A 12,262-nucleotide genomic window follows, 5' to 3' on the forward strand; every position below is an offset into this window, starting at 1 on the left:
ACCGATCAGTACGTCAGTGGCACGTTGAAGGTCGGTGCGAACTCGCTGGTGGGCAATCCGTACGCCTCCGAGGAAGACGTCGAGAAGATGAGCTGGGGCCAGTGGGCCGGCAGCACCGCCCACGCCTACACCCACCCGGACTACAGCGAGCAGTCCTTCGAGACGGCCTGGGACAACAGCAAGCAGGGCTGGAAGGGCGCCGCACACGACGTCATGACCTCCCACACCATCGCCCCGACGGGCCTGAACCCGGCCGATCTGGCCGGTGAGCTGCCGGGTGGTGAGGGCTGATGGGCCTGGGGGATGTGACCAACGCGCTCCTGGGCGGTGCCGAGCATGTCTACGACAAGGGCAAGGAGAAACTCGGCGAGGGCGTCGACTGGGCCGCGCACAAGGTCGGCGACAAGCTGGACCACGTCGGACTGCACACATGGGCGCACAAGCTCGAGGACTGGGGCGACGGCATCGCCTCCGACCTGGGCGCGACCCCCGGGGAACAGCAGCTCGGCCAGACGGACGAGGCGAACGAACTCATCCACGGCAACCCGGCCACGATCCGCGCCAGCGCCAAGCACCTGCGCGACTTCAGCGCCGCCTTCACCAAGGTCAGCCAGGGTCTGAAGAAGGTCGACTCCTCCGGCTGGCAGGGCGAGGGCGGCGACGCCTTCCGCAAGAAGTTCGGCGTCCACCCCGCCAAGTGGGCGCAGGCGGCCGAGGCCTGCCACGCGGCAGCCTGCGCCCTGGAGTCCTACGCCGACACCGTCCAGTGGGCGCAAGGCCAGGCCAAGGAAGCCATCGAGCTGTACAAGAAGGGGGTGCAGGCGTCCAAGGACGCGGTCGACGCCTACAACAAGAAGGTTGACGCCTACAACGCCAAGGCCACAACAGACGAGAACCCGGGTGCGAAGCCCGGACCGTTCCACGACCCGGGCAAGGCCGGCGTCCAGGCCGCCGTCCACAAGCTCGCCGAGGCCCGCAAACAGCGCAACACCGCCGCCTCCGAGGCACAGGACAAGGTGCAGGCGGCCCTCGCCCACTCCCCCGCCGAGCCCCCGCCGCTGGCGCGTCTCAAGGGTGACCTCGTGGACAACGCCGTGTCCACCGGCATCGAACTCACCCATTTCGGCGGGGGCCTCGTCAAGGGCACGGCCGGCCTGATCGCCTTCGCCCGCGGTCTGGATCCCGAGGACCCGTACAACCTCACCCATCCCGCCCAGTACATGCAGAACGTCAGCATGACCCTCTCGGGCCTGGTCTCCACCGCCTCCCACCCCGACCGCGCCCTGAAGGACATGTGGACCCAGGCCCGCAAGGACCCCTCGGAGTTCGGCGGCCGCCTGGCCCCCCAGTTCCTCCTCGGAGACGGCGCCGGAATGGAAGCCGGGCTGGCACGGGAAGGAGCGGAAGCGGGACTGGCCCGCCAGGCGGCGGAGGCGACGGCACGCAAGGAAGCGCGGGCGGGAGCAGAGGACGCCGGCAGGGCAACCGCCCGGGACAAGGTCAGCGAAGACCCCCAGCAGCCCTCGCGCGAGCCGGAGTCGGTGGAGAGCAAGGGCACCGACCCCATCGACCTCGCCACCGGCAAGATGTACCTGCCACAGACCGACGTCACCCTCCCCGGCACCCTCCCGCTGGCCCTCGCACGTCGCGTCGAGTCCGGCTACCACCTGGGCCGCTGGTTCGGACCCTCCTGGTCCTCCACTCTGGACCAGCGCCTGGAGATCGACGCCGAGGGAGTCGTCTACGTCACCGAAGACGGCCTCCTCCTGTCGTACCCGCATCCGGCACCTGGCGTGCCCACCGTGGCAAGCCACGGCCCCCGCCTCCCTCTGGACCGCGTGGACGGCGGCTACACCATCACCGACCCCCGCACCGGCCGGGTACGGCACTTCGCCAACGAAGGCCCCGGCCTCGCCGTCCTGGAACAGATCGACGACCGCAACGGCAACTGGATCACGTTCGAATACGACGCGAACGGCACCCCGGTGGGGGTCTCCACGAGTGCCGGCCAGGGCGTGCGCATCACCACCGACTCGGGCCGGATCACGGCGTACCACCTGACCGCGACCGGCGAGGAGCTGAAACGCTTCGCCTACACGGACGGCAACCTCACCGAGGTCATCAACTCCTCCGGTCTGCCGCTGCGTTTCACCTACGACCAGCGGGGTCGCGTGACGTCGTGGACGGACACGAACGACCGCTCCTACACCTACGAGTACGACGACCAGGACCGCTGCACCGCCGAGGCCGGCGCGGCGGGCCACATGGCCCTGCGCCTGACGTACGAGGACCCGGACCCCACGACGGGCCTGCGCACCACCACGGCGACGACCGGCGAGGGCCACACCCGCCGCTACCTGGTCAACAAGGCCTGGCAGGTGGTGGCGGAGACCGACGCACTCGGTGCGACCACCCGCTACGTCCGCGACCGCTACAACCGCCTCCTCTCCACCACCGACCCACTGGGCCACACGACAGCGTTCCGCTACGACGACGAGGGCAACCTCACTTCGGTGACCCGCCCGGACGGGCGCGAGTCGAAGGCGGAGTACAACGACCTGGGCCTGCCGGTGAAGGTGGTGAACCCGCACGGCACGGTGATCCGCCAGACGTATGACGAGCGGGGCAACCGCACATCGGTGACGGACCCGGCGGGCCAGACGACCCGGTTCGGGTACAACGAGGCCGGCCACCTCACATCCGTGACAGATCCGCTGGGCCACACCACGACAGTGGCCTGCGACCGCACCGGCCTCCCGGTGACGGTGACGGACCCGCTGGGCGCGGTGACCCGATACCAACGGGACGCTTTGGGCCACCCCACCGCGATCACGGACGCGACAGGCGCCACAACCCGGCTGGAATGGTCGATCGAAGGCCACCTGACCTGCCGAAAGGCTCCCGACGGCACGACCGAGACGTGGACGTACGACGGCGAGGGCAACTGCACCGCCCATACCGACCACTTGGGCCACGTCACGGCCTTCGAGTACACCCACTTCGACCTGCTGAGCGCCCGCACGGGCCCGGACGGCGTCCGCTACGAATTCGACCACGACACCGAACTGCGCCTGACCAAGGTCACGAACCCACAGGGCCTCACCTGGGAGTACGAATACGACCCGGCCGGACGCCTGGCGACCGAGACGGACTTCGACGACCGCACACTCACCTACGAGTACGACGCCGCGGGCCGCCTGGTCTCACGCCAGAACGCCCTCGGCGAGGCGACGTCCTTCGAGCGCAACGAACTCGGTCAGGTGATCCGCAAAAACGCGGCAGGCCAGGTGACGACGTACGCATACGACTTCACCGACCAGCTCGCCCAGGCCACGGGCCCCGACGGCACAACCCTGACCCTGCTGCGCGACCGATACGGCCGCCTCCACTCCGAAACGGTCAACGACCGGACGACGACGTACGAGTACGACGCCCTGGGCCGCCGCACGGGCCGCACCACACCGACAGGCGCCGTCACCACCTGGACCTACAACGCAGCAGGCCACCGCACGAACATGGTGGCATCAGGCCGGGCCATCGACTTCACATACGACCCGGCGGGACGCGAACTGACCCGCCGCATCGGCGAAACGGTCACACTGGAGCACACCTTCGACGCGCTGGGCCGCCTGACAACCCAGTCGGTGACGGGCGCGGAGGGCCGCACGGTCCAGCACCGGGCATACACCTACCGGGCCGACGGCAACCTCACCGGCATCGACGACCAGTTGTCCGGCACCCGCCGCTTCGACCTGGACGCCACCGGCCGGGTGACAGCGGTCCACGCGACGAACTGGACAGAGCGCTACGCCTACGACGAGGCCGGCAACCAGACCCAAGCCTCCTGGCCATCGGACCACCCGGGCCAGGAGGCCACCGGCCCACGCACGTACACGGGCACCCGCATCACCCGAGCCGGCAACGTCCGCTACGAACACGACACCCTCGGCCGCATCACCCTCCGCCAGAAAACCCGCCTCTCACGCAAGCCGGACACCTGGCACTACGAATGGGACACCGAGGACCACCTGACCTCGGTGATCACCCCCGACGGCACCCGCTGGCGCTACACCTACGACCCCCTGGGCCGCCGCACGGCAAAACTCCGCATGGCCCAGGACGGCGAAACGGTCCTGGAGCGGGTGGACTTCACCTGGGCCGGCACCACCCTCTGCGAACAGACGACAACCTCCCCCGACCTCCCCAACCCGGTCACCCTCACCTGGGACCACCAGGGCCTACGCCCCCTCGCCCAAACAGAACGCATCACCGCGGCCGACGCGCCCCAAGAGCAGATCGACTCCCGCTTCTTCGCCATAATCACCGACCTTGTCGGCACACCCAGCGAACTGATCGACGAACAGGGCGACATCGCCTGGCGCACCCGCAGCACCCTGTGGGGAACGACGGCATGGGCAGCGAAGAGCACCACCTACACTCCTCTTCGCTTCCCAGGCCAGTACTACGACCCCGAAACCGGCCTCCACTACAACTACTTCCGCCACTACGACCCTGAGACGGCCCGCTACGCCTCAGCCGACCCTCTCGGTCTTGTACCCGCGCCCAACCCTGCTGCGTACGTCCATAACCCTCACGCGCACTCTGATTCGCTAGGACTCGCACCCGAATATCCCGACGGAGAAGAACCGCGAGGAACATTTAACTTCAGGGACTCGAATCCTAACTATCCTCCGAGCGACGCTGCAACGCGCGCCATGAGGTCTGCGCCGATCGGCGGAAACATAGACTGTTCAGAAATCGCCGAGTACATTCTCCGCGAGACCGGAGGGGAAGGTAAGATAATTAACTTCACGATACATAACAGCTCCGAAATCATGATCCCCGAGAGGATGGGGCAGGAACTGACCACATATCGTTACCACGACGTCTACACCGACGGAAGATATGTATACGATCCAGGGATGAGCCAGAGCCCAATACCGTACGGAGACTACGAACGGGCCATTCGGCTGTCTAATCAAGGAAAGAAGCTCGTCGCCGGAAACGGAGGGTATTCAGGACCCCTCTGGTAGCACAGTTAGGGAATTCGATGGAAACTCGAGGCACAGCGGCCATGCAGGCCCTCAGTAGGTTTGGAGAACTCGCTTGGTTCAAGCTGCCCGCGGAGTACAACCATGTGTACGGCTACCATCAGGTGCCCTACATGGGGTGGCGCTACGCGGCTCCCCATGAAGGAATCGCACAGTACATCGAGAATGCAGTGCGAGATCTTCCCACTCAAGTCGAATGGGAACTGGATAGGAGTAGAAAGAATTGGATCCTGCTTCCAAGTCGGATTCTGCGTGAAGCTCAGGGACTTGAGAGTCCGCATTTCGCAGACGTCGTCCACTCCATCAACGTCCACGACCAGGAATTTTGCCTCAAGGCGCAATCTGATTTCGAGCACATCATCCTGTGTCTCCAGCAGATCCCACTCCCAGAACGCTAATCTCAGCATCCAGAGCGAGGCTGCAACCGGAACGCTTTGAGGGCGCAGAGCGATTCGGGGCCCGATCTTCGCGACGCCGCGCTGCAGCACGACCACCCAACTCGCCCCCTTCTCATCCGCGCTGGAGAAGGACGAGTTGCCCCAGAGGCGTAGTTGGGGTTGCACATTCAGAGGACCGACTTGATATTCCAAGAGCATCAGGAACTTGACGCGACCGTGGTCGCGGTGGCGCCTGTGGGGGCGAAGGTCGACGTTGATGGCACGACCGCATTTATCGATCAGGTGAAGCATCCTTCATGGTGGTATCAGAGCATCGCACCGCCCCAGGTCGGAGATCGCCTGCATGCCGTCGTACTCGACGCCAGCCGGGAGCCACCGCGGCTCAGCGCGCTTCAGCGCGACATCGACATCGCGCGGCGGCTGCGAGGTACCGGCCCAGGAACCGGAGTCGATCGCCGGAGGCGACGCGCAGCGCGCCCTTGACGCGCTGCACGGAAGCACGGCTCTGACTGAGAAGCGAGCGGCCCTACGGCCGCTTGCTCACTCCTCGGCGAACAACTCCGCCGCATCCGTGGCATGTACTGCGCGCTGGGCCCAGAGCTCCAGCTGGGCCAGGTCCGTGCAGGCCATGACCCGCTCGCGGATAGAGTCGGGAACAGAGAGGCCGCGCCATTCCAGGATGCGCAGGGTCATCTCCTGGCGGTCCTGGATACGCCCCTGTTCCAGGCCCTGTTCCCTGCCTTCTTCGCGTACCTGCTCGGCGAGGGGGTGTCGCCAGAAGTACTGGATGGCGGTCATCAGGTCCCTCCACATCTGCTTCGCCTGGGGGTCGGCCAGGCAGGAGTCGACGAACTGCACGAAGACTGCGGCACTGTCCGGGTCGATGGTCCGCAGGGCGCCGGCCAGGGACTCCAGTATGGCCGGAGCCTGCGGGCCACGCCCGTGTGTCATGGCCGACAGCACCGCAAGGGGGACGTCCTTCTGGGCCTGCCGCTCGTCCGCGATCACCGGCACGTTGTCCGGGCCGAGCACCAGCGGCCGTACCGTCAGCGACTCCCAGCCCGGGAAGCCGAGCCGGATCGGGCGCGAAGCCCACCTGGCCGTCGTACTACTCTGGGTGATGACGATCAGCACCGGCTCGCAACGGAATTTCTCGTACAGGTAGGACAGGTAGTACGGCCAGCTGCCCCGCTTGCGCTCGTCCACCTTCCCCTGCGACTCCACCACCAGCAGATACGTGCCCTCGTCCGTCTCCGCCCGCAGCAGCGTGTCCACACGGCGCTCGACCGGTTCGATCTCGGTCAGGTCGATGTTCAGTCCCGCGATCTCCCGCGGCTCCGGGAAGGGCACGTGCAGCACCCTCTGTAACGCCTTCGTCAGCAGCGTCGGATCCTTCTGGAAGATCCGGTGCAACGCCTCATGCGACTGGCTCACCATCACGCGGCCCCCAGCTCACACCACACGAACTTCCCCCGGTCCCCGAACCGCGCCGTCGGCTGCCACCCCCAGTACTGCGCGAACGCCTTCACCAACCCAAGCCCCCGCCCGTCCTCCCACTCCAGCTCCGCCACCTGCTCCAGCGGACGCGGGGGATCCGGCGGCGCCGGGTCGGTGTCCCACGCCCCGATCCACACCGTGCCCTCCGGGGTACGGCGGACCCTCAGCGCGGCCGGCCCCTTGGTGTGCCGTACGGCGTTCGAGACCAACTCCGCCGCCAGCAGTTCGGCGGTGTCCACGACCCCGATCAACCCGTGCAGGGTCAGGATCAGGCGCAGCGTGCGGCGGCACACGGTCACCGCTCTGAGGTCGTTGGGGATGTAGAGCGTGTAGTCCCAGGACTCGATGGACTCGTCTTCGGGCATGCGTCATCAACTCCGGTCAGTGAGTGGGGATCCCGCGCGCGGTGGCATTGCCGCAGCCGTCATGGCAGGACGGCGCGGTGCGCTTCCGTAGCGTTCATGTTGCGTCACTGACGGTAGATCTAAATCTAGGGACGCAGCAAGCCGATCGCGTAATCTGACGCCGAACGAGTAGCGCCAACAGGCGTGTAAGGAGAGCCGGTCGATGGTGAAGAGGCGCGAACCAACGGCACGCCAGATGCGCCTGGCGACCGAGCTGCGCAGACTCCGCGAGGCTGCGGGCCTCAACTCCCGCCAGGCGGCCGCGCTGCTCGGGGTGGCCCCCGCCCAGATCACCCACATCGAGTCGGCCCTCGCGGGCGTGAGCGAGCAGCGTCTTCGCCGCCTCGCCTCGCACTACGCCTGCACCGACGAGGAGTTCATCGATGCCCTGGTGGCGATGGCCACCGACCGGACACACGGCTGGTGGGAGGAGTTCCGGGGTTCACTGCCCAACTCGTTCCTGGACTTGGCCGAACTCGACCACCACGCCACGTTCCTCCGCGAGGTGGCCGTCCTGTACGTGCCGGGCCTGCTGCAGACGGAGGACTACGCCCGCGCGGTCTTCTCCGCGCGCGTACCTGAACTTCCCTGCGAGGAGCTGGAGTTGCGTGTCCGGCACCGCATGCGGCGTCAGCAGCTCACCATCCCGTACGAGCTGGTCGTTCACGAGGCGGCCCTACGCATCAGGGTCAGTGACCGGGCCGCCTCTCAGGCTCAACTGAGCAAGCTGCTGGAACGCTCCGAAGCCGACCACATCACCCTGCGGGTCATCCCCTTCGACCTGGACGGCTTCGCACGAGCCGCCAGCTCCATGACGTACGCCGGTGGCCCTGTTCCCAAGCTGGACACGGTCGTGCGTGACGTGCCCCACGGCTCGGCCTTCATCGACTCCGAGGCACAGCTCAGCGCATTTCGAACGCGCTTCCGTAAGGTGGAGGTCGTGTCGCTCGACCCGGACCGGTCACGCGACTTCATCCACAAGCTGGCACAAGAGCTGTGAGGCATCCCATGGGCACCCCCGACAACTGGCGGAAGTCGTCCTACTCGGGCCCCGACGACGGCAACAACTGCGTGGAAATAGCCACCACCCCCACCCACACCGCCATCCGCGACTCCAAGGACCCGGCCGTCGGTACCCTCACCGTCCCGGCCGGGTCCTTCGCCCTCTTCGTCGAGGCGCTGAAGAAGGCCCCGTAGGGGGGTCCGCGTCCGCCTCCTAGCGCAGCAACACCCCCGCCTCCTCCACCCCCTCCTCCGAAGGCACCGCCACCAGGCCCAGTTCCGCGGCGGAGGCCAGCAGGCGGTGGGCCGGGAGGATGCGGACCGTGTAGCCGTAGGGGCCGGTGCGGTCCAGGGAGAGCGGGCCCTCGTAGAGCAGGCGGCCCTCCAGGTCCGGGGCACCCGTCGGCTTCAGGGGGACCACCGTCGCGTCCGTGATGTGGTCCTCCGCGTCCACCCGGCCCGACACCGCCTGGACCTCGACGTCGTCGGGCGACAACTCTCCCAACCCCACCCGCACCCGCAGCCCCACCGTCGACCCCAGTTCCGCCGTCGCCGTCGTCGCCGTCGTCTCCACGTGGTCCACGCTGACCGCGGGCCAGGCCGCCCGTACCCGTGCCTTCCACGCGGCCAGGTCGCTCGCCGTGTCCGGGGTCAGTGCGCGATGTGCCTGGGCGGCGGGGACGTAGAGGCGCTCGACGTACTCGCGGACCATGCGGCCCGCCAGCACCTTGGGGCCGAGCAGGGTGAGGGTCTGGCGGACCATCTGGATCCAGCGGTCGGGGAGGCCGGCGCGGCCGCGTTCGTAGAAGCGGGGGGTGATCCGCTGCTCCAACAGGTCGTACAGGGCCGCCGCCTCGATGTCGTCGCGGCGGTCGGCGTCGGTGGCCGCGCCGTCCGCCGTCGGGATGGCCCAGCCGAAGTCCGGCTGGAACCATTCGTCCCACCAGCCGTCCAGGACGGAGAGGTTGAGGCAGCCGTTCAGCGCCGCCTTCATGCCCGAGGTGCCGCACGCCTCCAGGGGGCGCAGGGGGTTGTTCAGCCAGACGTCGCAGCCGGGGTAGAGCTTCTGCGCCATCGCCATGCCGTAGTCGGGGAGGAAGACGATGCGGTGGCGGACGCGCGGGTCGTCGGCGAAGCGGACCAGTTCCTGGACCAGGCGTTTGCCGCTGTCGTCCGCCGGGTGCGCCTTGCCCGCGACCACGATCTGCATCGGGCGGTCCGGGTGCAGGAGCAGGTCCATCAGGCGGTCGCGGTCCCGCAGCATCAGGGTCAGGCGTTTGTACGAGGGGACCCGGCGCGCGAAGCCGATGGTCAGGACGTCCGGGTCCAGCACCCCGTCGATCCAGCCCAACTCCGCGTCGCCCGCGCCGCGTTGCCGCCAGGACGCGCGCAGCCGCTCCCGCACCTCCACCACCAGTTGTTCGCGCAGGGTGCGGCGCAGCTCCCAGATCTCCTGGTCCTCGATCTCCGCGATCGAGTCCCAGCGCTCGGAGCCGCCGACGCTCAGCGCGTCCTCGGCCCGCTCCGAGCCGACCTGCCGGGCGCCCAGCCGCAGCACCTCGGGGGCCACCCAGGTCGGCGCGTGCACCCCGTTGGTCACGGAGGTGATCGGCACCTCGGCCGCGTCGAATCCCGGCCACAGGCCCGCGAACATCTCCCGGCTGACGTGCCCGTGCAGCAGGGACACGCCGTTCGCCCGCTGGGCCAGCCTGAGCCCCATCACCGCCATGTTGAACAGGTTCGGCTCGCCGCCCGGGTACGTCTCCATGCCCAGCCTCAGAATCCGCTGCACGTCGATGCCGGGGAGTTCCGCGTCCGCCCCGAAGTGCCGGGCCACCAGCTCCCGGTCGAAGCGGTCGATGCCGGCCGGGACGGGGGTGTGGGTGGTGAAGACCGTGCCGCCGCGCACCGCCTCCAGGGAAGAGTCGAAATCGAGCCCCCGCTCGCAGAGTTCGGCGATCCGCTCCAGGCCCAGGAAGCCCGCGTGGCCCTCGTTGGTGTGGAACACCTCCGGCTCCGGGTGCCCGGTGAGCCGGCAGTACGTCCGCACCGCCCGGACACCCCCTATGCCGAGCAGCATCTCCTGCAGCAGCCGGTGCTCGCTGCCGCCGCCGTAGAGCCGGTCGGTCACCCCGCGTTCGCCGAGGTCGTTCTCCTCCACGTCCGAGTCGAGCAGCAGCAGCGGCACCCGGCCGACCTGGGCCAGCCAGATCCGGGCGTGCAGCGCCCTGCCGCCGGGCAGCGCGAGGGAGACCCGCGCCAGGGCGCCGTCGGCCTCCTTCAGCTGGGTGAGGGGCAGCTCGTTGGGGTCGAGCACCGGGTAGTGCTCCTGCTGCCAGCCGTCGCGGGACAGGGTCTGCCGGAAGTAGCCGTGCCGGTACAGCAGTCCGACGCCGATCAGGGGTACGCCGAGATCGCTGGCGGCCTTGAGGTGGTCGCCGGCGAGGATGCCGAGGCCGCCGGAGTACTGGGGCAGCGCGGCCGTGATGCCGAACTCCGGGGAGAAGTAGGCCACCGCCGCGGGCATGCCGTCCGCCTGGGTCTGGTACCAGCGGTCGCCGGTGAGGTAGTCGTCGAGGTCGTCGGCGACGGCGGTGAGGCGGCGCAGAAAGCGCCGGTCGGCGGACAGTTCGGTCAGCCGCGCGGGCCGCACCCGGCCCAGCGTGCGCACCGGGTCGCCCCCGGCGGCGGCCCACGCCTCGGGGTCGACGGACTGGAACAGATCGCGCGTTTCCGCGTGCCAGGACCAGCGCAGGTTGCGCGCCAGGTCGCTCAGCGGCCGGAGGGGTTCGGGGAGTACGGGACGGACGGTGAACCGACGGATCGCCTTCACACTGCCACCTCGGACGCGTTGCGGAGTGAGACGCACGGCGCTGTGCGTCTCGTCGTCACCCTCGACGGTAGTGGTTACCGGGGGGTCGGTGGGGAGGCGCCCGACGGGGTGTCGGGGCGTGGAGAGGCGACCGCCGGGCACCCGGAAAAAGGGGGCCGGTCTTGTGGGTGGACATACGCGGGAGTAGTTAACAAAGTTCCGGATTGCCCACCCGAACAGGGTGGGAAGGCTCCTCCGGTACACACCCCACAGGCGCACCACAGCACGTCCGCAGGACCCACCTCCCCACATCCATCCGCCCACACCCACGTTGACGCGGACAGGAGCGGTCATGCCCGCCACGCACCATTCGTCAGGACCAACGCCAAGCAGCAAGGCCAAGGCAGCGGCAAGGAAGAACACGGGCAAGAAAGCCGTGAAGGCCGCCGACGTTCCCGGCCCGCCCGGACCCGCCGATCCCCCGCCCGCCTCCCGGGCGACCACTCTCGGCCGTATCCCCGTCCTCGACGTACGACCGGTGGTCCGGCACGGGCGCAGGCCGGCCAAGGCCGTGACCGGTGAGTCGTTCGAGGTGTCCGCCACCGTCTTCCGGGAGGGGCACGAAGCCGTCGCGGCGAACGTGGTGCTGCGCGACCCGGCCGGCCGGGCCGGACCGTGGACGCCGATGCGCGAACTCGCCCCGGGCACCGACCGCTGGGGCGCCACCGTCACCGCGGGCGAGCCGGGCCTGTGGACGTACACGGTGGAGGCCTGGTCCGACCCGGTCGCCACCTGGCAGCACCACGCCGGCATCAAGATCCCGGCCGGCATCGACCCCGAGCTGGTCCTGGAGGAGGGCGCGCGGCTGTACGAGCGTGCGGCCGCCGGGGTCCCGGAGGCGGAACGGCAGGTCCTCGGAAACGTCGTCACGGCCCTGCGCGACGAGCACCGCCCCGCCGCCTGGCGCCTCGCGGCGGCGCTGGCACCGGAGGTACGGGATCTCCTCGCCCGTCATCCGTTGCGGGAGCTGGTGACGGCCTCCGACCCGATGCCGCTGCTGGTGGAGCGTGAACGGGCCCTGTACGGCTCCTGGTACGA

9 protein-coding genes are annotated in these 12,262 nt (G+C 68.7%); 5 read left to right on the plus strand and 4 right to left on the minus strand.

The features are described 5' to 3' along the window. Positions 1-24: 24 nt before the first annotated feature. Complete coding sequence (locus tag AB0D93_RS38110; protein WP_362130167.1) at positions 25-291, plus strand: hypothetical protein; 267 nt, start codon at positions 25-27, stop codon at positions 289-291. Then, positions 291-5,033 carry a putative T7SS-secreted protein gene (locus AB0D93_RS38115; RefSeq protein WP_362130170.1) on the plus strand — a complete coding sequence of 1,581 codons (4,743 nt, stop codon included), beginning with the start codon at positions 291-293 and terminating at the stop codon, positions 5,031-5,033. The genes AB0D93_RS38110 and AB0D93_RS38115 overlap by 1 nt, the downstream gene beginning before the upstream one ends. Before the next feature lie 5 nt (positions 5,034-5,038). Here AB0D93_RS38115 and AB0D93_RS38120 read toward each other — a convergent pair whose 3' ends face one another. The 3 genes from AB0D93_RS38120 to AB0D93_RS38130 form a co-directional block, all read right to left on the minus strand. Beyond that, entirely contained in the window at positions 5,039-5,740 is a 702-nt protein-coding gene (locus AB0D93_RS38120) for a hypothetical protein (RefSeq protein WP_362130173.1), read from the minus strand. 249 nt (positions 5,741-5,989) lie between these two features. After that, the gene (locus AB0D93_RS38125; protein WP_362130175.1) at positions 5,990-6,886 is read right to left on the minus strand and encodes a hypothetical protein; all 897 of its coding nucleotides are present in this window, start codon (positions 6,884-6,886) and stop codon (positions 5,990-5,992) included. Then, entirely contained in the window at positions 6,886-7,311 is a 426-nt protein-coding gene (locus AB0D93_RS38130; protein ID WP_362130178.1) for an ATP-binding protein, read from the minus strand. Before AB0D93_RS38130 ends, AB0D93_RS38125 begins: the two co-directional genes overlap by 1 nt. 202 nt (positions 7,312-7,513) lie before the next feature. Between AB0D93_RS38130 and AB0D93_RS38135 the strand changes: the two genes are divergently transcribed. After that, the gene (locus AB0D93_RS38135; protein ID WP_362130181.1) at positions 7,514-8,350 is read left to right on the plus strand and encodes a helix-turn-helix transcriptional regulator; all 837 of its coding nucleotides are present in this window, start codon (positions 7,514-7,516) and stop codon (positions 8,348-8,350) included. Positions 8,351-8,358: 8 nt separating this feature from the next. Next, positions 8,359-8,547 (plus strand): DUF397 domain-containing protein, encoded by a 189-nt coding sequence (locus tag AB0D93_RS38140; protein WP_362130183.1) that lies wholly within the window; start codon positions 8,359-8,361, stop codon positions 8,545-8,547. A gap of 19 nt (positions 8,548-8,566) precedes the next feature. Here the strand turns inward: AB0D93_RS38140 and AB0D93_RS38145 are convergent, their stop codons facing one another. Beyond that, complete coding sequence (locus AB0D93_RS38145; RefSeq protein WP_362130186.1) at positions 8,567-11,185, minus strand: glycosyltransferase family 1 protein; 2,619 nt, start codon at positions 11,183-11,185, stop codon at positions 8,567-8,569. A gap of 331 nt (positions 11,186-11,516) precedes the next feature. Between AB0D93_RS38145 and AB0D93_RS38150 the strand changes: the two genes are divergently transcribed. After that, positions 11,517-12,262: maltotransferase domain-containing protein (locus tag AB0D93_RS38150; protein WP_362130190.1), on the plus strand; the 746-nt coding region annotated here is incomplete at its 3' end.

This window comes from Streptomyces sp. NPDC048191 (assembly GCF_040652655.1).
Lineage (GTDB): Bacteria > Actinomycetota > Actinomycetes > Streptomycetales > Streptomycetaceae > Streptomyces.

What these genes read in the sequence shown, in the direction of transcription:
- AB0D93_RS38115 (WP_362130170.1), top strand. Translation starts at nt 291, where the DNA reads ATGGGCCTGGGGGATGTGACCAACGCGCTCCTGGGCGGTGCCGAGCAT.
- AB0D93_RS38120 (WP_362130173.1), bottom strand. Translation starts at nt 5,740, where the DNA reads ATGCTTCACCTGATCGATAAATGCGGTCGTGCCATCAACGTCGACCTT.
- AB0D93_RS38125 (WP_362130175.1), bottom strand. Translation starts at nt 6,886, where the DNA reads ATGGTGAGCCAGTCGCATGAGGCGTTGCACCGGATCTTCCAGAAGGAT.
- AB0D93_RS38130 (WP_362130178.1), bottom strand. Translation starts at nt 7,311, where the DNA reads ATGCCCGAAGACGAGTCCATCGAGTCCTGGGACTACACGCTCTACATC.
- AB0D93_RS38135 (WP_362130181.1), top strand. Translation starts at nt 7,514, where the DNA reads ATGGTGAAGAGGCGCGAACCAACGGCACGCCAGATGCGCCTGGCGACC.
- AB0D93_RS38140 (WP_362130183.1), top strand. Translation starts at nt 8,359, where the DNA reads ATGGGCACCCCCGACAACTGGCGGAAGTCGTCCTACTCGGGCCCCGAC.